The organism is Variovorax sp. GW460-12-1-14-LB1 (assembly GCF_059423605.1).
The window spans coordinates 49077-69717 of record NZ_JBWKYF010000012.1; the positions used below are offsets into that span (position 1 = coordinate 49077).

Sequence of the window (20641 nt, forward strand, 5' to 3'; positions counted from 1 at the left end):
TTAGAAACGCGCATTGAATTCGAGCTGCAAGGTGTCGATCGACAGCGGCGGGCCGTAGACCTCCTTGGTCGAGATCCAGCGGCCGGTGAACCACATGTTCTTGTCGATCGCGTACGAGCCGCCCAGGAAGTAGCCGCGCGCATTGGTGCCGCCGCCGTGGAAGCTCGAATCGTTGTAGCCGTCGGGCATGGCGTCGGGCTCGATGCGCTTGTAGCCCGCGAGCACGTTCCAGTCGCCGCGCGCGGCCGGTGCCGGCTTGCCGTAGGTGGCCTGCAGCATGTAGGCGTTGCCGCCGCTCTTGAAGTCGGACTGGGTGGTGCCGCCGGTCGGGCCGAAGTTGTTCACGATGGCGCCGCGGATGCCGCCGCGCTTCCAGATGTCGTTGGCGTCGTAGGCGGTGTTGCGCACGAAGTTGGCGTCCAGGCGCAGGTTGTTGCCAGCCACCTGGGTGTCCCAGCGCAGGTTCAGGTCGATCAGGCGGAACTTCGAGGCCAGGCCCACGTACTGCGGCTGCGGCGTGCCGGCCGGGTTGAGCGGGTCGAGCGAGATGTCGCGCAGCAGCATGAGCGTGTTGCCCTTCTGCATGAAGGCCGGGCGCGACCAGTCGGTGCTGCAGCCGTCGGCGCCCGCATACAGCGCGCAGGGCTCGGAGACCTGGCCGCTGACGTTGCGGAAGTTGTAGTACGCCAGCGCGCCGCGCACGCGGTTGTCTTCGTTGATCTTCCAGTCGGCGCCCACCTGCGCGCCGAGCAGCCACTTGTTCTCGCTCTTCATCTTGCGCTGGCTGCGCGTGGGCGAACCGTCCGCCGAGTACTCGAGCGGGATGAGGCCCAACGTGCCGAACAGCGAGAGGTCGCGGTTCGCAGCGAGCTTCTTGTCGAACTGCGCGGCAATGCCGTCGAAGTTCAGGTCGCTCGAATACAGCAGGTCGGTCGACATGAAGGGGTTGCCGAAGCGCCCGCCCGTCACGGTGAGCCAGTCGGTCGGCTTGTGCGAGATCCACATCTGGTCGAGCCACACGCTCTTCTTGCCCAGGCCGCCGCCCAGCGTGGTGGTGGTCGAGACGGGGCTCTCGTCGCTGCCCGAGGCCAGGCGCACGCCGGCCTTGGTGTCCTCCGACAGGTCGGCCAGCAGGCCCACGCGTGCGCGGGCGCGGAACAGGTTGCGGCGGTCCTGGCGCGTGTTCAGGATCGACGGCAGCGACAGGTTGGTGTTCGGGTTGACGTCGTAGCCGCTGCCCTGGTTGAGCGAGGGCCAGTTGATCTCGATGTCGCTGTTGTTGCCGGCATAGCTGCGCGATTCGTTGCGCACGCGCACGTCGCCTTCGAAGCGGATGCGCTTGCTCCACTCGGGCGTCTCGTTGGGCGCGGCCCAGCCTTCGTCCTTGGCCTGGGCCATGACCTGCGCCTTGACCTCGTCGCGGATCTGGTCGCGCACGGTCTGCGAGATGTAGGGCACGCGCACGTCACCCGCTTCGAGGCGCATGCCGCCCGCGACGGTGGCCGATGCGGCGGTGGCCGACACGGCCGCCTGGCGCTGTGCCTGCTGCGCGGCGATGGCTTCGGTCTGGGCCTGCGCCAGCAGCGCTTCGCCCACGTCCTTGGCGAGCGTGCCGCTTTGAATGAGGCCGCGGATCAGCTTGACCATGGCGGATTCGCCCGCGGGCGCGGTGGCGGTCTGGGCCATGGCGGTGCCGGCCGACAGCACGAAGGCGGAGGCCACGGCCGCCGCGAGCGCGCACTGGCGCAGGGCCGGCATCGCGCCCCGGCGCGGGAGGGTGTTGTGCAGGGTGTTCATCGCTTCGTTCACTGGAGGAAAGGAGTCGGGCCGGGCGTCGGCCGTACAGGTGTGGAAAGTCATGGCCGACGGCCTCTCATCGACACGCGCATCGGAAAGCGCATCGAGGCCGGCGGACGTTCGTCGACGCGGTCGAGCCCGCGCACCAGCGCCAGCACGGCCTCGTCGATGTCCTCGGTGCCGGTGCCGCGCACCAGTTGGGCGCGCGTGGTCTTGCCATCGGCGCCGAGCCACAGGTCGATCTGGATGTCGTCGAACACCAGCTGGCGCGTGCGCGGATCGCGCGACAGCGCCTGCTGCAACATGCTCGACACGTAGCGCGCGTACGAGCCGCTGCCCAGGCCGCCGCCGGCGCCGGTGCCGCTCATGCCGCCGCCGCTGCCAGCCTGGATGCCGAAGGCGTCGTTGCCGGCCTGGCCGGCGCTGTCCATGGTCACCGGGTCGCCCAGGTCTTTCGAGGGGCTGGGTGGCGCGTCGTCCTTCGGCGCTTCCAGCGGCTCGACCGGCTTGGGCTCGGGCTCGACCACTTCGGGCTTGATCTTTTCCGGCTCGGGCTCGGGCAGCTTCTCGGGTTCGGGCGGCGGTGGCGGGGGCGGCGGCAGCATCAGCGTGGGCGCGTCGGCCACCACGCGCTTCTGGCTCGCGGTGTCGGACAAGAGCCGCCACACGAGCAGCGCCAGCGCCACGACGATCGCCAGGCCGATGACCACCCCGCCCCAGCGGCGCCACAGCGCGGCCGTTCCACCCGTGCCGCTGGAGCGCGGCGCGGGCGAGGCAGAAGAAATCGGGTCGCGAGGGTTCACGCTCCGGTCCTCACTTCTGCTTGCCGGTCACGAGGCCGATCTGGTTCAGCTCGATGCGGCGCAGCAGGTCGAGCACGTCGACCACCTTCGCGTACTGCACGCTGGCATCGCCACGCACGATCACGGGAAAGTCGGGCGACAGCGCCTTCTCGGTGCGCAGGCGCTCCTCGAGCTCGGGCAGCGTGACCGGGTAGGCGTCCAGGAACACGTTGCCGGCGTTGTCGATCGTGATGGCCTTGGTCTTGGGCTTTTCCAGCGCCACCGAGGCGCTGGCCTTGGGCAGGTCGACCTTGATGCCCGGGATGCTGGCGTTGCTGGTGAGGATGAAGATCACCAGCACCACCAGCAGCACGTCGACGAAGGGCGTGATGTTGATGCCGCCCGTGCGCTTGCGCACGGCGAACTTCGCGGCTGTGTTTGCCATGGTGCGCGGTCCTCAGGCGCGGCGCGCCTGCACGGCCACCGGCAGCGAGCGGCCCTCGCCCTGCTCTTCGGCCAGGCGCGTGACGAACTCGTCGACGAACACGGCCATGTCGGCGCCGATGGCGTCCGAGCGCGAGGCCAGCCAGTTGTAGCCGAACAGCGCGGGGATCGCGACGCCCAGGCCGGCGGCGGTACACAGCAGCGCGGCGGCCATGCCGGGCGCCACCGAGTTGATGTCCACGGCACCGGCCATGGCCGCCACCACGAACACCAGCATGATGCCGATCACGGTGCCAAAGAGGCCCACGTACGGCGCGCCTTCGATGGTGGTCGACAGCCAGTTCATGCGCTTGGACATGCGCTCGGTCTCGCGCACCATCACGCCGTCCATCGCGGCGCGGATGGCGCCGATGGTGGAGGCCGACACGGCGTTCAGGTCGTAGCCGCGGTCATGGCGGCGGCGCATCTCCTCGATGGCCACTTCGTACAGGCGCCACAGCGAGGAATCGGCACGCACTTCCTGCGGCACCGTGTTGTTGGTGGCCAGGCGGTCCAGCGGCGCGCCGGCGGCTTCGCGGAAGTGCTCGATGAAGGTGGCGTTGGCGCGCGAGGTGGCGCCGAAGTTGCGGCCCTTGCCGATCATGATGGCCCACGACAGCGCCATCATCAGGCCCAGCAGGCCGACCACGATCCACGCGTCCAGCGGCATCGCGGCCAGGATGAAGCCGAAGTGGCTCTTGCCGGCCTGCTGCTCGTCGGGGCCGAAAGCGGCCAGGCGCGACTCGGCGCCTTGCGACACGGCATCGGCCAGCAGCAGCGCATCGGGGCGTGCGACCTTCGACAGGCGCACTTCGTCGATCGCGCCGGTGAACGGGGCAAAACCGGCGACGGGTGCAGCGCCCGGTGCAGCGGGTGCGGCAGCCGGTGCATCCGCGCCGAGCGCGGCAGCGGTGTTCAGCGCGGGCAGCTTCGCCGCCAGCGACACGGCCGGACGGCCGCCCACATACAGCGCGACGCTGTCACCCTCGGCCTTCACCGCGAGGTGCGCCCACTGGCCGGCCTGCACCGGCTGGCCCGGCGTGCTGCGCTGGCCGTTGACCTGCACGAAGGGCACGCCCTGGTCGATGCCGACCACGAGCTCGCCGGCGCCGTCGCGGCGCGCATAGATCGCCTGGCGCGCGCCGAGCGAGTCGGGCTTGATCCAGGCCGAGAAGGTCAGCGTGCCGCCGGCCGTCACGGCCAGCGAGGGCGTGGCGGGCAGCATCAGCGCGCCGTTGCCGAGCTGGGCGCCCTTGCCGATGACCGTGCCTTCCACCGGCACTGCCGCGGTCTGGCCGTTGTTGCCGTAGGCGGTGGTGTCGCGCGGCGGCACCGCGCCTTCGGCGAAGTGGTAGACCAGCGTGTAGTCGGGGTCGAAGCTGCGCTGGCCGTTGCCCGAGGCCGGGGCCTTGGGGTTGCCGTAGTACATCCACAGCTTTTGCGGCGTGCCGGCCGAGACGTTGGGCACGTCGACCCAGATCAGCGCGATGCCCAAGAGCGGATCGAACTGCTCGATCTGGTGGTTGAGCACGGTCTTGTCGTCGCCCGCCACAAAACGCAGGTCGGCGCCGGTCTCGCTCACACCTTCGAACTTGAAGTTGCCCGTGTGCAGGCGCACCAGCACCGGCACGCGGCCGGCATCGCTGCCGATGGCGCCGGCCTGCGGGCCGCCGTCGATGGTGACGGGTTTGCGGTAGGCCCATTCGGCCTGCCACCAGGCATGGGCCAGGCCCGGCAGGAGCGTGCTCAGCAGCGTGAGCGCGATGAAAAGAAGTCGTCGCATGACAGGGTTCTCCGGAAAGCTCGTGGAATGAGAAAAAAATCGAAAAGAGGAATGGCTGTTGCCGTCGGTCGTTCGTTCGGTCAGTAGCTCGCGGTGATGCTGAAATTCACCTGCGTGTCGTGCTTCCTGGTGCGCGGGCCGTCGACCAGCGGATAGCCGATGTCGACGCGGCCCGAGAAATACGTGCCCACCTTGAAGGTCGTGCCCACGCCCACCGAATACAGCGAGAAGCGCTCGGCCTGCTCGGGCAGCGGGCTCTTCAGGCGCAGCCGCGCGGCATCGGCGAAGGCGTACACGCGCCAGTTCTCGACGGTGCTGCCCAGGAAGGCGAGCGGCTTGCTGCGCAGCTCGACCGAGCCGACCACGCCGTAGTCGCCGGTGGCCTCGGCCGAGAGATAGCCGCGCACCGAGTTCATGCCGCCCGCGGCGATCTGCTCGCTCGAGACGAGCGGCGAATCGGTCATCTGCGCGTTGACGCGGAAGGCCACCTGCGTGCCGCCCTCGAAGCTGTGCGCGCCGTTGAGGTCGGTCTTCAGCACCATGAAGCTGGGCGAGGCCTTGTAGCGCTTGTAGTCGAAGGCCGCCCAGTCGCTGCCGTACTTGAACGAGCTGCTGGTGCCCGCCACCAGCGACACGCCCACGCCGTACTGGCTCTTGTCGGTCTGGCGGAAGCCCGAGTACGACAGCGTGATCGGCGCGTACTTGAGCGGCACGGTGTCGCCGCTGCCCTTGAGCGTCAGCGCTTCCTTGTTGTTCTTGAAGTCGACGCCCACGCTGAAGGCATGCCACCAGTTGCCGGTGTTGGGCACGGTGTAGGTGGCCTTCAGGCCGATCGAGTGGCCCTTGCCCAGCACGGTGGTGCCGCCCACGGTGGCCACGTTGCTGTCGGACACGAAGGCGTTGGCCTCCAGGCTCCAGTTCGTGCCCTTGAGCGGCGCGTTGTACGAGGCCGAGAACACCTGCGTCTGGTTCAGGTCCTGCGGCGCGCCGAAGAAGCTGATGGAGGCGCTGTGGCCCATCTGCCAGAGGTTGTCGTGGCCCAGCGAAGCACTGGCGCGCAGCTTGCGCGTGTCGGCGCTGTAGTCGTTGTTCAGGCCCACGCTGGCGCGCCACGGGCTCTGGTCCTCGACCTTCAGGTCGACGTCCATCGTGCCCGGCATGGTGCCGGGGCGCACCAGCGGCATCACCTGGCGCTTGGGGCTGCGGTTGAGCGCGGTGAGCTCGGCCAGGGCCTTGTTGAAGTCGGGCACGCCGCCCTCCTTCAGCGCCGGCACCTGGTCGCGCACGTCGAGCGGCGAGTTGTACTCGGCGCCCACCACGCGCACGCGGCCCACGCGGGTCTCGTTGACCTGCAGGAACACCACGCCCTGCGTGACCTGCTGCTCGGGCAGGTCGACATACACCGACTGGTAGCCCGCCGCCTGGTAGGCCGCGAGCAGCGCGTCGCGCGCGCCCTCCACGTCCTTGAGCGTGCGCTCGGGGCCGAGGAAGGGCGTGACCGCCTTCTCGATGGCGCGGGCGTCCAGCACGGTGTTGCCGCGCACGATGTATTCGGCGATGTCGACCTTGCGGGCCGGTTCGGTGGCCGCGGGCGCGGCCGGTGGGGTGGCCGAGGTCGCGGCCGGCGTGGAGACAGCGGCAGGTGCTTGTGCGAACGCTGCCGCCGGGGCACCGATCGCCATCACCGCCAGCCACACCGCTCTCCAGCAGGTCGGTGGGGCGTTCTTCTTCATGTCATGCATTTACAGCTCGGTTCTCAAGGATGAAGCTCGCGTGGCAGCGGCTCATGGTGGAGAGCCTTCATGTCGCTGCTGCGTACCGATACCTAGACGCACGGCGTGCGCGGCGACTGTCGTTTGTCACGAAAACTTCATCAAGAAATCGGCACGAGGTCCGGCGCGGCGGGTTTCGCGCACATAAGAAGAAGGGCCTCCGCATGGGAGGCCCTTGTGTTTTTTTCGCCGGCGCGGGTAGCGCAAAGGTTCAGCGCCTCAGCGTTTCAGCCCCCGCTGCTCGCCCGGCGTGAGCGACTGCATCTGCGCGGTGGTGAGCGCGCCCGCGCCGAGCACCTGCACCACGCCCTTGGGGTCGTAGGCCGCGCCGCTGCGCTCGCGGCCGGCACCGGCGCCGCCGCTCTCGCCGCCCGCGGGTTCGTTGCCGAAGCCGAGCACGCGCACGGTGAACACCGAGGGCAGTGCCTGGCGCTGCGCCGCGCGGTCGCGCTGCACGGCGTCCTGCGCCGCGGTGGCGGCCTGCGAGGCGGCGGCGCTGGCGTTGGTGAGCGCGCCCACGTTCACCGCCGCCACCACCGGGACGCCGGTGGACTTGCCCTGCACCTGGATGTTCTCGGCGTTGGCCACGCGCAGCGCCGCCAGGTTCACGTTGCCCGACACGCGGATGCCCGCCTCGCCGGCGTCGATGGTGCCCAGCGGCGCGATCAGGTCGATGTCGCCCGGCGGCACCTCGGGGATCGGGTTCAGCGTGGCGATGCCGGCGCCGGTGTTGGGCGTGGTCGGCGACAGGCTGACGTTGCCGGCGTCGTCGTACAGGCGCCGCTGCGGCGTGTAGACCACGGTCGACTTCGAGCCGCGCCCGGCGTTGATGTCGCCCTGCGCCGACCAGGCCAGGATGCCGCCGCCGAAGGTGGTGAAGATGCGGCTCTGGCCCAGCAGGATGCTGTCCAGCGAATAGATCTGCACCTCGCCCGCGCCCTGCGTCAGCACGCCCGAGCCCTCGCCCGGCACGAAGCCGCCGTCCACCCCCACCAGCGTGCGCCCGCCCGGCACGAGGATGTTCACGTTGCCGCCAAAGTTGGTGTGGATGCCGGCGTCGAGCGCGTCGTACACGCCGATGTCGCTGGGCCGGCCGGCGGCCGTCCAGGCGTCGCGCCGCAGGTAGCTCTTGCCGGCCTGCGGGCGCTTGGTGAACGGGTCCGAGCTGCTCGCGTAGTAGTTGGCGCTGCTGAACATGGTCAGGTCGCCCTGGTAGCGGCGCGCGCCGCCGTCGGCGCCCTGCGCCGGGAACAGCGTGGCGATGGCCTCGCGCCCGCGCAGGTAGCTGCCCCGGCGCGGGCCGCCCTCCTCGTTGTATTCGCGCCCGCCGGCGCGCAGCTCGGCGAAGTACACGTTGCGCAGGTACACCTGCTGCTGCTCGGGCGGCAGCGCGGCGAAGAAGGCCTGCGCGTCCATGCTGGCAGCGTCGAAGTGGCGGCCCTGGCTGTTGCGCCCGCCGAAGCGATCGCGCAGCCAGTTCACCAGGTGCAGGCCTTCGGCCAGGCCGAACTCGCGCACCAGGTCGCGGCGCGTGCTGCCGCCGCCTTCGCTGCGCTGGCCGTCGATCTCGGCCTGCTTGCGCTTCAGGTAGGCGTCGGCGCCGGCCTCGTCGCCGCCGTAGCCGAACTGCTGCGACAGCCAGCCGGCCAGCGTGAGCTCGCCGCCGTAGCTGTACAGCGCGGTGCCGGGCTGGTCGGCGAAGGGCTGGCCGCTCGCGGCGCGGCGCCTGGGGTCGAGGTAGCGCGCGGCGAAGCCGGCCCAGTCCGGCCCGTCGCGGCCCACGCCCACCGCCACCGAGATGCCGGCACCGCTGCTGCGGTCGCCCGGCTTCACGTTGACGATGGCGCCCAGGCTCTTGAGCTCGCCCTTGTCGGCCATGTACAGCTCGCGGCCGGCGCTCAGTACCAGCTCGCCGGGGCCGGCGATGTGGAAGCTGCTGTTGCGGATGTCGCGCCCGGCCTCCACCACCGACACGTCGTCGGCGTGGCGGTGCACGATCAGGTTGCCGCGCGCCGAGGCGGCGTTCAGCGTCTGCGGCTGCGGCGGCAGCTCCGGCCGGCCGGGGAAGTCGCGCCCGCGCCAGCCCGCGCCCTCCGACGGCACGAGATCGACCTCGCCCAGCGCGGTGCCGGCACCGACGATGTCGCGCCCGGCGCGGATCGCCACCGGGCCCGCCCCTTCGTACCAGAGCCCGTTCGGCGTCGCCACGCCGGTGTTGGAGCCGCGGTAGACGATCGAGCCGGTGCGCAGGCCCACGATGTCGCCCTCCAGCGCATAGAAGCGCGACGGCGGCTGGCCCGCCGGCGCCACGTCGGCCACGCTGGGCGAGGTGAGCGTGAACAGCGGAAAGCGCAGCCACGAATTCTGGCCGTCCAGTGCAATGGAGGGCAGCAGCGCGTCGGCGGCCGTGTTGTGGATCAGCTCGCGGCCGTACCAGAGTTCGCCGCCCAGCGCGGCGAAGCCCGGCTGGAACGGGTCCACCAGCCGCGACGGATCGGCGCCCGAGGGCGTGATGGTGTAGCCCGCCGCATGAATGGAGTCGCGCGCCAGCAGCTCCAGCTGCGCGGTGCGCTTCACCGCGTACTGCGGGCCGACCGGCGACGGCGCCAGCGTGAGGCTCCAGGGCGACAGCACCGGCCCGTTGCTCGACTCGTCGCGCACGCCCGAGCTCGCGCTGCCGTAGTACAGGCTGCCGCTGGCCGCCAGCGCGCGCAGCACGGCCGGGTAGACGAAGCGGCCGTCGGTCGCCTGGTGGTTGGTGCGATCGCCCAGGTCGGTCCAGCCCAGCGTCGGCGTGAGGTTGCCGCCGGCGCTGAACAGGTCGATCGCGGTCGACGGCGTCCACAGCGAGAACCAGGTCCAGCCTTCGCCCGGGTGCTGCGTGCCGTTGGCGCTGAAGGGCGTGCCGTGCGTGAGCGTGGGCACGCGCCCCGGATCGGCCACGCCGCCCAGCACCAGGTCGCCGCGCGCATCGAGCCGCACGCCGGCGTCGCCGGGAATCAGCACCGGGCCGCCCGAGGCGATCGACGAGCCGGCGACGTAAGGGCTGAGCGCGCGCGAGTCCTTCGGGCCGGGCGTGCCGAAGTCCAGCTCGATGCCGCCCACCGCGCCGCTTTCCAGCCGCAGCGCGCCGCGCAGGTTGGCGAAGACCCCGTTCAGGTCCAGCCGCATGCGGTCGTAGCGCTGGAGGCTGCCGGCCTGCCAGGTGGTGCTGGCGGGCACTGCGCGCACCTCGGGCGCCGGGTTCAGCGTGCCGCCGATGCGCACGTCCAGGTCGCCGCCGCCGGTCAGCAGCAGCTCGCCCGCGCGCGTCACGCGGCCGGTGCTGCCCACGGCGAGATGCAGGCCCTGGCTGCGCGCCACGTAGGTGGCGCTGTGGTCGCCCATCTGCTCCATCATCCCGGCGTTGCCGCCGGTCTCGAACACCAGGTTGCCGCCGCCCAGCGTGCCGATGCCGGTGAAGCCGATCAGGTAGGGCCAGAGGCCGCCGAGGTCGTAGGTCGTGCCTTCGTGGCCCGCGACGTAGCTGCCGAAGTTGATCCACCACGCGGTGGGCACGCCCTCGGCGCCCGGCACCACGCTGCCGGTGCCCTGGCGCCACAGCCAGTTGCCGAGCATGGCGCTGGGCATCTGCTTGCGGAAGATGCCCAGTTCGTCGGTGGTGCGGCGCATGTTGCCGCGCACGCCGATGGTGTCGCCGCGCGCATCGCCCTGCACGCGCATGCGCAGGTTGCCGCCGTGGTCGGGGTACCAGGCGCGGTACAGGCTCTGGCTGTCGACGAACTGCTCGAAGATGTCGTAGCCGCCGTTGAGCACCGTGCCTTGCGGACCCTTGGCGCGCGGCAGGTGAAAGTCGGCGTCGTCGGCGCGCGCCGCGGCGCGGGTGCCGGCGGTGTAGATGCCGTAGGGCGAGCGCTGCGTGAAGTCGTTGCCGGCCAGCAGGTCCAGGTCGCCGGTGCCGGTGCGCACCACGCTGAACAGCGGCTGGCGCACGGGGTAGGACTTGAAGTCCCAGACCTCGGGGGTCTCGGAGACCAGGTCGCAATAGCCGATGTCGCACATGCCCCAGGACACCTCCTCCGGCGTGACGATGCTGCCCAAGCTGCCCCAGCCTTCGTCGGCCGCCTTCTGGTTCCAGGCCCACACCTTGCCGCCGGAGACCAGCTCCTTCGTGAAGGCGTTGCCGTAGTGCGTGTCGGCCAGCAGCAGGTCGCGCTGCGGCCCGCGCGGCTGCAGCGCGCGGCTGTCGGCGGCCTGCGTGTCGGCGCCGGCCACCAGGCGCATCGACCACGACTGCGAGCCCTCGGCCAGCATCGGCGCGATGGCGAAGTTGCGGCCCTGGTTGCCGTCGCCGTCGGCCAGGCGCAGCCGGACCGACGCCGCGCCGCCGGGCAGCACGACCACCGTCTCGGCCGGGATGACGGCGCCGCGCTGCAGCGGCACCTCGCGCGCCAGCACCGGTCCGTTGTAGCGGTAGAACGGCGGCTGGTTGACGTCCAGCACGGCGCCGTCGGGGAACGGCAGCGGCACGCCGACCGGCCACAGCATCGGCCCGACCTTGGCCGCGCCCGCCAGCCGCACGCCGGGGTCCAGCTGCATGTTCGCGCCCAGCACGAGCGGCTGCGCCAGCACGGTGCCGGCCGCATGAAGGACCTGGCCGGACGCATCGCGCACCGCGCCGCCGAGCACGGTGCCCGCGGGCAGCGTGTAGCCCTCAGTGAGCACCGCGCGCACCGGCAGCACGGTGCCGGCGGCCAGGCTCATGGCCTTGAGCGGCGCCTGGAAGTTGAGCGCGCGCCCGGGCTGCAGGAAGGTGTTCTCGGCCAGCGTGACCACGCCGCCGCGCGGCACCACCACGTCGCCGCCGAAAGGCACGCGCCCTTTCAGCAGCACCCAGCCGTCGTCGTCGCGCGTGGCCGGCAGCGCCGAGGTGTCGAAGCCGTCGTTGATGCTGCCGTGGATCTTCAGGTTGCCGCCCGCGCGCATCACCAGCGCGCCGGCCTCGCCCGAGCCGTAGACGCCGGTGCGCTGCGTGCGCGCGTTGAGGCTGTCGTAGCGGAAGGCCGAGAGGTCGAGGTCGCCGTCGATCTGCAGGTCGCCATCGGGCGTCCGGCTCACGATCTGCACGCCGGGGCGCAGGTGGAAGGCATCGCCGTAGGCGCGCAGGCCGGCCAGCCGGCCGTCGACCAGCGCACCGTTGGCCAGCACGTTGCGCATGAAGGCCGTGCTGTCCTCGTGCTTGGCCTGCAGGTAGGCCTGGTCGATGCGCTGGTAGGGCCGCCCGCTGATGTCCGGGTCGGTGCCCGTGGGCGCGTCGTCGTAGCGGAAGAAGCCGTTGACGGTGATCGTGCGCGCGCCCTCGATGCGCTGCGTGCCGCCGGCGTCGATGTCGATGTCGTTGCCGCGCGCGCCGCCCAGGCGCGGTGCGTTGAGCTCCACCGTGCCGAAGGCGCGCGGCGTGCCGTCGGTGCCGGCGCGCAGGTCCATGCGCGCGCCGCTCTCCAGCACGAGGCGCCCCTGGCCGCTGTCGATCTCGATGGTGGCGCGGTTGGGCGCCTCGATGGCCTGGCCGTAGCTGTCCACGCGCAGCCGCGTGCCGTGCGCGTCGAGCAGCGCGTTGCCGGCAAGGGTGACGCCGTCGCGCGCCGCCAGCCGGATGCTGCCGACCTGCACGCCGCCGGCGTCCACGGTGCCGGCCACGGTCAGGTGGCCGCCGTCGACCGAGAGGTTGATCTCGCGCGCCTTCAGCTCGTCGCCCACCACCAGGTCGCCCTGCTTGAGCTGGAAGCTGCGCTCGCCGACCACGCCGCCGTCGGTCAGGCGGCGGTTCAGGCCGGCAAAGTCGGCCAGGCGCTGCGCGCGCACGTCGATGCGCCCCGCCGCGTAAGGCACCGCCGTGCCGCCCGCGTCGTACTCGCCGCTGCTGCCGCCGGCGATGCGGCCCAGCAGTTCGACCTGGCCGGCACCCGCGCCGAGCGCGGTGACGGCCAGCCGGCCGGCGCGGTTGTTCTGCGCCGACAGGTCGATCTGCGCGCCCGACGCCTGGCGCACGTTGCCCGTGCGGCTTTCGATCTCCACGTCGCCGCCCCAGCTGTACTTGTCGACGTCGAAGAAGCGCAGGCGCCGGCCGGCCAGGTCCAGCCGCGCGCCGTCGTGCAGCCGCACGTCGCCGTCGGCGCGCAGCACCAGCTTGCCGCTGGGCAGCACCACCGCGGTGTCGAGCGTCACGCTGCGCCCGTCGATGGCGATCTCGGCGCCCAGCGCGCGCGACGCGTCGGCGTCGTTCATCGCGCCCGGCTGCATGCCTTGCGGCGCGGCCACGCGCACATCACCGCCGGCGGTGTAGCGCATCACCGAGCCAGCCTCGCCGGTCAGGAGCGGCGTGTCGATGCGCAGCGCGCCGCCCGTGCGCACATGGCCCTTGGCGGCCTCGTCCCACGCGCCCTGCGACTGGTAGACCGAGAGCGAGCCCTTCTGGCGCGCCGTGACCTGCTCGCTGGCGTTGAGTTGCACCTCGCCGAAGCCCAGCACCAGCCGGTCCATGTCGTGCACGGTGTCCACGCGCATGTCGCGCGCGGCGCCCAGTTCGATGCGCCGGGCGTCGATCTGCAGCCGGCCGCTGCCGGTGCCTGCGCCGCCGGTGGCCACCAGGCCGGGCGGCGTGCGCGTGCCGTTCCACACCAGCACGTCGGTGTGGATGCGCGCCACGCTGTCGGCGTCGCCCCAGCCGTAGATCGCGGGCGTGGTCAGCATCAGGCGCGAGATCGTCGACTGGCCGGTGGCGGGGTCGATGGTCGACAGCTGCGTGGAGCCGAAGAAGTTGACCGCGTCGCGCACGGTGAACACCAGGTTCTCCAGCGCGGGTGCGCCGGTGCTGGTGTCGCCGCGCAGCAGGCGGTCGAGCACGGACTGGTTCAGCGTCAGGCCCGGCGGCAGCGCGCCGCGCGCGGCGGCGTCGCCCAGCGCGCGTTCGCCGCCCACGTTGATGCCGCCCAGCGCCAGCACCAGGTTGCGCGTGCCGTAGCGCGTGCTTTCGCCCAGCGTGAAGGCCTGGTCGGTGGCGGCGGTGATGGTGCCTTCGGAATACAGCCGCGCGCCGGCGCTGCAGCTGCCGCTGGGGGCGCACACGCCGATGTCGATGCGGCCGGGGCCCGTTTGGCCGCCGCTCGATGCAGACGGCGGCTGGATGTCGATCCAGCCGTTGGACACCGCCAGCACGCTGCGCAAGCCCGGCTCGTAGATGTAGCCGCGGCGCGAGTCCCAGGCCGCCGGCCCGCGACCCAGCGTGTCGATGCCGGCACCGGACTCGACGGTGATGCCCGAGTCGCGGCGGTCGGTGACCAGGAACACCTCGCCCGCGCGCAGCACCGCGCCCTCGCGCAGCACGATGCCCTCGGCGGCGCCGCTGAAGCCCAGGCGGTTGGCGTCCCTCAGCCGATCGGCCGCGGTGGCGTCCTGCACGAAGGTGCCCGCCGGCGCGCCGCCGATGGCCAGCTGCGCGGCGCCGATGGCGTTGAGGTCGCGCGCATGCAGCGAGGTGCCCTTGAAGTCCGGCGTGGGCGCGGCGCCGTCGCCCAGCACCTCGAAGGAGCGCGCCGTTCCGCCGAGCACCAGCGCCGTGCCGCCCATGCCGTCGCCCACCGTGGCGTAGCGCGCGGTGCCGGCGAAGCGCAGCGCGGGTTCGCCGGGCATCTCGCCCGCCGAGCCCTTCAGGCCGAACTGGAAGCGCAGCGCCTTGGCGTCGCGCTCCAGCAGCGGGCGCGGCACGCCGTCGCGCAGCGCCTGCGCCACGGCGAAGTCGGCATAGCCGGTCTCGTTGTACTGCGCGTAGGTGCGCAGCACGTCGCCCGGCGTGAACACCGCCTGCAGCGGCAGCGCGTCATGGATGCCGGTGCCGGCCACGCCCAATTGCGCGGGCGCGGTGTAGGAGCCGTTGCGCATCGCCGTCGCGCTGCCCGGGGCGCCGACCTGCGCGGCCAGCCCGTTGAGCTCGACGCGGAAGGCGCCGGGCAGCAGCGCGTAGGCAGAGGGCATCAGCGTGTAGCGGCCCGGCGGCAGGCCGGGCACGCCAGCACCGACGGTGATCTGCCGGCCTACTGCCGGATCGCTCGCGCCCTTCTCGGCGCCGAGCGGCGCCTGCAGCGGCTGCACGCCCGGCACGATGGCATAGACCGGGTTGGTGGCCAGGCCGGGCAGCACGAAGCCCTTGCGCTGCGCGCCCACCTGCGCCAGCGGGTGCATGCGCGCGTCGGTGGAGCCGCCGCGCCCGGCCAGGAAGGCGGTGCCGGTGAGCGTGCCGCCGCCCGACATGTCGAGCACCGCGCCCTCGCGCACGTCCACCGCGTGGCCGGACAGCGTGATGGCCGGGCCGACGCCGGGCACGCGGTAGGCCACGTCCTTGCCGTTGAAGAGATAGGTCAGTCCGTCCTGCGTGCCGCCGTAGGGCATCAGCAGCCCGTCGGCGCTGACCGAGGTCAGGCTGCCCGCATGCAGCTGCACGGTGCTGGTGGAGGTGTCGCCGAAGACGCTGCCCAGCGCGATGCCGCCCAGCGGCGCGCGCAGCACGCCGCGCTGCTCGATGTGGGCGGCGTGGAAGGTGAGCGAACCGAAGGCCGACTGCGGCATGGCCGGCGTGTCGCCCACGCGCTCGATCACCAGCCGACGGTTCATGTCCATCTCGGCCTGGCGAGTGCCCCACTTGTCGATGACGTTGCGCTGGCCGACCTGCACCAGCCCGCTGTCGCCGGTGGCCGGGTAGATCTGCGCCGCCGCCAGCGTGAGGTCGCCCGGCACGTAGAACCTGGCGTTGTTCGACAGGCGCAGGTCGCCGCTGCTGCGCAGCAACGTGTGGTCGAAGGCGTTGCGCTCAACGACCAGGTCCTCGGGCACGTTGCGCACGATGGTGCCGCGCACGCCCTGCTGCACCATGCCCGCCAGGTCGATGAGCTGCGCGTCCAGCCGCAGCGAACTGCCGGCCGACACCAGCGGCACGCCCAGCGTGCCGGCCCCTCCGCCGGCGTTGCGCGAGCCGAGCACCGGGTTGGGCAGGATGTAGTCGTCGATCTGGGTGCGCCCGCTGGCGGCCAGGCGGATGTAAGGCGCCGCCAGGGCCACACGCGCATCGGGCGCGGACGCATCCGCCAGGGCCAGCGCGGTGGTGGTCAGGCGCAGGCTCTGGCCGAGCGAGAGATCGACGCTGCCGTCGAAGGACAGCATGCCGTGGCTGAGCAGCGACAGGTTGTCGAAGCCGCCGTCGTGGATGCGGTCGACGCCGATGCGCGCCGTGCCGTAGGCCAGCGCGCCATGCGCCTGGCCCGGGCGCAGGCCGGCGGCGTCGGCCACCGCGCTGCGGCCCTGCACCTGCGCCAGCAGCATCTCGCGCGGCACGCGCACCGCGTCGTCGACGTTCTCGCCCTTCAGGTTGTAGCGCGCCACCGTGCCGTAGATGGGCGTGTCCAGGTTCAGCGCCAGCATGCCACCGGCCGCGCCCGCGCCGCCCGCGGCGGCGCGCATGTCCCCGTCCAGGAACAGGCCGCGGAAAGAACTGAGCGCGATGGTGCCGCCGTGGCTGGCGACCTCGGTCGCGCCACGGCCCGGCAGGTCGAGCGTTGCCGACGTGCCCGAGGCCTCCAGCCGCGCGCCGGGGCGCAGCACCACGAAGGCATCGGCCGCGTCCACTTGCGTGGCATCGAGCACGTGGCGCGCGCCGATCTCGATGGTGCCGCCGCTGGCCACCTGGCCGTAGCGGTGGCCGCGCGCGTCGGTGGCCACCACCGGGCGCGCGGCGACGTCGATCAGCGCGTGCTCGCCGATCCAGTACGAGCGTGCGTTGGGCATGCCGTCGGCCAGATTGCGTGCGTTGCCCATGCCGTGCTCGCCCGGCAGCAGCGCGACGCGCCCGCCCCAGGCCGAGAGCGTGCCATCGACCGTGATCTGGTCGTTGCCGCGCAGCGTGAGCGTGCGGCCGGGGTCGAGCGCGATGTGGGCGCCCTCGCCCACCACCAGCGGCGCGCGCTGGTAGAGCGTGCCGGCCTCCAGCGCCAGGTCGGCGCCGGCGCGCTGGGTGAGCTTCTGCTTCACCGGATCGTCCTGGTACACCGGCGGCATCCACAGCGGCAGCGCGACGGACGGGTCGGCGCCGGTGGGCGCGAGCGCGCCGGCGACCGGGTCGAAGCGCTGCACCGGCATGCGCACGTCCACGCGCGCGCCGTCGGCCACGGCCACGCCGTCCTGGCCGCGCACCGTGTACTGCGCGAAGCCGCTCTCGAACAGGTCGGTGTCCAGGCGCAGCAGCGGCTGCACCGCGACCGCGCGCGGCAGCACGGTGCCGGCGACGATCGCCGTGCCCGCGGGCATCACGGTGTCGGCGGCGGCCACCGTGCCGGCCTTGTACGACGTGGTCTTGGGCGGGATCGGCAGGCCCGAGGGGAACACGTCCTTGGGCAGCACGTAGCCCTGGGCCAGCAGGGTGATGGCCGCCAGCACGCTGCCGGCCGGCACCGTCTGGCCCGGCTCGTAGCCCTTGCCGTCGAGCAGGAACGCCTGCGTGCCCGGCGGCACCACCCAGTCGGCGCCGGTGACGACGGTGCGCGCGTTGCTGAGGCCGGGTTGCACGCTCTCCTTGAGCGCCTCGCCCGGCAGCGCACGCGACACCGTGACGGCGAAGTCCATCGGGATCTCGCTGCCGGCCGCGATCACGTAGTCGCCGGCCAGCCGCAGGTGCACGGTGCTGCTGCGCCCGGCCGCGAGCTGCCCGTCGCCGCCGGCGGACAGTTCGCCGATGCCGATGGCCGCGCCGTTGGCCAGCGTCAGCTTGCCGCCGCCCTTCACGCCGTGGCCGCGCACCTCGCCGTCCATGCGCAGCGTGCCCGGGCCCGCGCCATCGTTGCCGGGCTGGGCCGCCATCAGCGTCACGTCGCCGCCACGGCCGCCGCGCAGTTCGTTGCCGGCCAGCAGGGCCGCGCCGCCCGACACGTCGACCAGGCTGCGCGCGCCGAGCACCACATCGCCGGTGCTGCGCAGCGTGACCTGCCCGCCATCCACGTAAGGCAGGCCTTCGATGCGATCGGGCGATTGCGCGATGTGGCTCCAGAGGCCGCGCGCATCCAGCCGCACGCCCTCGCCCACCGCCACGCGCGGCGCGTAGCCGACCGGCAGCACGTCGGCAATGGAGATGTCGACCCAGCTGCCGCCGTTGGCGCTGGCGAAGCGACTGACCAGGTCGCCCAGCGCGATGCTGCCGCCGCGCGCGACCAGGTCGGCCTCCACCGCCACCGTGGGCGCGTGCAGCGCGATGCTGCCGCCGGGCGCGACGGCGAGCGCGGACGTCACGGCCACCGTGTCGTTCGCATAGGCGACGACGCCGCCCAGACGCTGGCGCTGCAGCCACTGGCTGTCGATGCGCACATGGCCCGCGAGGTCCTTCGGCAGTGCCTCGCCGGCGACCAGTGCATCGGCCAGCGCGGCGGGCGAGATCGGCGCCTCGGCGAAGGTGACGCGGTCGACCCGCGCGGAAGGGTTGTCGCGCAGCAGGCCGGTGGCGGCGTCGTAGACCGGCGCCACGCCGCCGATGACCAGGCGCCCGGCCAGCGGCGCCGCGGTCTGCAGCTGGCGGTAGCTGTCCAGGCCGGCATCGCGCTTGCGCTGCTGGCGCTCGCCCTGGAACACGGTGGCGTCGATGTCGCCTTCGAGCACCGCGGCGCGCGTGCCGACCTGCACCTGGCCGGCATCGCGGCCCACGGTGTAGCCGTTTTCCAGCCGTTCGCGCGGCGCGATCAGCGGGTTGTAGAAGTAGCCGGTGGTGGTCTTGCCCCAGCGCGCATGTTCGTCCTCGAAGCCGCGATAGAGGCCGGTGTAGACGATGTCGGCCGGCGCGGTCGACAGGTTGTACAGGCGCCCGTCGGGGCCCTTGAGCCAGCTCTGCTGCAGCCGGCCGGTCTGCACGTCGAGCGTGCCGCCGGCCACGTTGATGCGCGAGCCGCGCTGCGTGACCAGCTCGCCGCCGGCGAAGGCCACCGTGCCGCCCGACGCGGCCCATTCGCCGACCGTGTGGCCGTCGGTGTTGAGGTAGCCGCCGACCTCCAGCAGGCCGCCGCCGGTGTACCAGCGCTCGCCGGCGTAGCCGTTGACGCCGGCCGCCACGCGCACGAGGTCGCGGCGGTCGATCCACATGTCCAGGTTGTTCAGGCGCTTGCCGTCGCGGTTGAGCGGCGCGTCGCGCTGCTCGTTGCCCTGCACGTTGATCTTCACGTTGTTCGACGCCATGGCCACGCCGACGCCGACCGCGCCGGCCACGTCGATGGCGGCGCCGCTGGCCACGCGCGTGCGGCGCTCGGCGCGCGCCTGCACCTGGCCGCCGGTGGCCAGGGTGAGCGAGCCGCCGTCGAAGTCGATGTCGCCGGCCGAGTCGATCTTCACCAGCGACTGGTCGCGGCGGTTGTAGCCGCCGTCGCTCAGGCGCATCGAGTCCTTCAGCAGGGTGTCGCGCTGCACGTCGAGCGCGGTGGCGCCGTCGTTCTCCAGCACGATCGCGCTGGTGCTCTGCGGCGCCAGCGTGACGCGCGCCTCGCCGGCTTCGCCCACCGCCCGCAGGTGCAGCGTGCCGCGCGTGTTGACCGAGCTGCTGGACAGCAGCACGCCCTGCTGCTCCACCGTCTTGCCGACCAGGGTCACGTCGCCGGTCGGCGCGGCGATCAGGCCGGTGTTGCGCACGCGGCCGGCGGCGCTGCCGGCCAGGCGCAGCGGATCGACCTCGTTGCCGCGCGTGCTCGAGTCGCTGTTGCCGTCGGTGCCCATGCCCTTGCGGATCACGAAGGCGTCGCCGGCGGCCAGCACGGTCTGGCCATTGGCGGTCGCGATGCTGCCGTGGTTGTGCGCCTCGCGCCCGGCCAGCAGCACGTAGCCGCCGCCCTCGGTCACGCTGGTGGGCCGGCGCGTGGCGATGCGCGCGCCGGGCTCCACCACCACGTCGGCGGTGGCCGCGCCGTGCGTGGCGCCGGTGGCGTGGAGCACCAGGTCGTTGGCCAGCACCGGCACCTGGGTGCTGCCGCGCGTATCGCTGTACAGGCCGCGCCTGAACTGCGCGTCGCTCATGCCCACGGCCGCGGCCACGAGGTTGCGCGTGTCGACCTGGCTGCTGCCGCTGAACACGATGCCGTTGCGGTTCACGACCATCACCGTGCCGTCGGCCTGGATCTGCCCCTGGATCTGCGAGGGTCGCGCCTTCGGATCGTTCACGCGGTTGAGCACCGACCAGCTGGCCTGCTGGTCGAACTTCACCGTGGTGTTGCGCCCGACATTGAAGGTCTCCCAGTTGAGGATCGCCTTGTCGGCCGTCTGCTCGACCGTGACCACGGTGCGGCCCGCGGCCTGGCGCTGCGAATCGGGCGTGAGCGGACGCGCGTTGTGCCAGCCGGCGGTGAGCGCGTTCGTGTCGACCTTCAGGCCGCCTTCGGCCAGGCCGTCGGGCACCGAGGGGTCGTGCTGCGCGGCGGCGCGCGCCGCGGCCTGCGCCGACTGCTGCGCCGCGATGGCGCGCGCCGCCAGGTTCAGGTTGCCGAGGGACTGCTGCAGCTGTTCGTTCGCACGCTGCTGCTGCGCCTGCGGCCCCGCGAGCATCGCGGCGGGCAGGCCGTTGGGCAGGCGGCCGGTGGCCAGCGCGGTGCTCTGCGCCATGTTCTTCTGCGCCATCCACGCGCCGCTGAACGCCTGCTGCGCCTGCGCGCCGTCGAACGCGGCGCCGCCGGCCAGCAGCAGCGCGATGGCGCGCACCAGCGGCGTGAGCCGGACCTGCGCGAATGCGGCGGACGAATAAGAAGAAGAGGACGCGTTCGGCGGGTTGCGCCGGGACACCGTGCGGCGGCTGCTGCGTTGCATGCGGACTTCCATGGGTTCGTGTTTCGTTGCTCGATCGGGGCCACGAAGCGCAAGGGCCCGTGGACTACCGAGCTATGACAGCGAAGGTCCGGCGCGACTGCACCATGTCACGAAATCTTCACGAACACGCGGATCGGCACGCTGCGACG

6 protein-coding genes are annotated in these 20641 nt (G+C 72.3%); all 6 read right to left on the reverse strand.

Annotated elements, in window-relative coordinates; genetic code table 11:
* On the reverse strand, positions 1-1797 hold the full coding sequence (locus AC07Y4_RS08850) for a putative porin (RefSeq protein ID WP_495274418.1): 1797 nt from the start codon (positions 1795-1797) through the stop codon (positions 1-3).
* A 59-nt stretch (positions 1798-1856) separates the two neighbouring features.
* Complete coding sequence (locus AC07Y4_RS08855) at positions 1857-2600, reverse strand: energy transducer TonB (RefSeq protein ID WP_492735083.1); 744 nt, start codon at positions 2598-2600, stop codon at positions 1857-1859.
* A 10-nt stretch (positions 2601-2610) separates the two neighbouring features.
* Positions 2611-3024, reverse strand: coding sequence for an ExbD/TolR family protein (locus AC07Y4_RS08860; protein ID WP_062474100.1), 414 nt, complete (start codon positions 3022-3024; stop codon positions 2611-2613).
* 12 nt (positions 3025-3036) lie between these two features.
* Positions 3037-4845 (reverse strand): DUF2341 domain-containing protein, encoded by a 1809-nt coding sequence (locus AC07Y4_RS08865; RefSeq protein WP_062474098.1) that lies wholly within the window; start codon positions 4843-4845, stop codon positions 3037-3039.
* Positions 4846-4925: 80 nt separating this feature from the next.
* Positions 4926-6578 (reverse strand): ShlB/FhaC/HecB family hemolysin secretion/activation protein, encoded by a 1653-nt coding sequence (locus AC07Y4_RS08870; protein ID WP_495274419.1) that lies wholly within the window; start codon positions 6576-6578, stop codon positions 4926-4928.
* Positions 6579-6836: 258 nt separating this feature from the next.
* Complete coding sequence (locus AC07Y4_RS08875) at positions 6837-20492, reverse strand: filamentous hemagglutinin family protein (protein ID WP_495274420.1); 13656 nt, start codon at positions 20490-20492, stop codon at positions 6837-6839.
* Between the last annotated feature and the right edge of the window lie 149 nt (positions 20493-20641).

Excerpts from the sequence above, each read along its gene's own strand:
- AC07Y4_RS08850 (WP_495274418.1), bottom strand. The coding sequence starts at position 1,797 with ATGAACACCCTGCACAACACCCTCCCGCGCCGGGGCGCGATGCCGGCC.
- AC07Y4_RS08860 (WP_062474100.1), bottom strand. The coding sequence starts at position 3,024 with ATGGCAAACACAGCCGCGAAGTTCGCCGTGCGCAAGCGCACGGGCGGC.
- AC07Y4_RS08865 (WP_062474098.1), bottom strand. The coding sequence starts at position 4,845 with ATGCGACGACTTCTTTTCATCGCGCTCACGCTGCTGAGCACGCTCCTG.
- AC07Y4_RS08870 (WP_495274419.1), bottom strand. The coding sequence starts at position 6,578 with ATGAAGAAGAACGCCCCACCGACCTGCTGGAGAGCGGTGTGGCTGGCG.
- AC07Y4_RS08875 (WP_495274420.1), bottom strand. The coding sequence starts at position 20,492 with ATGCAACGCAGCAGCCGCCGCACGGTGTCCCGGCGCAACCCGCCGAAC.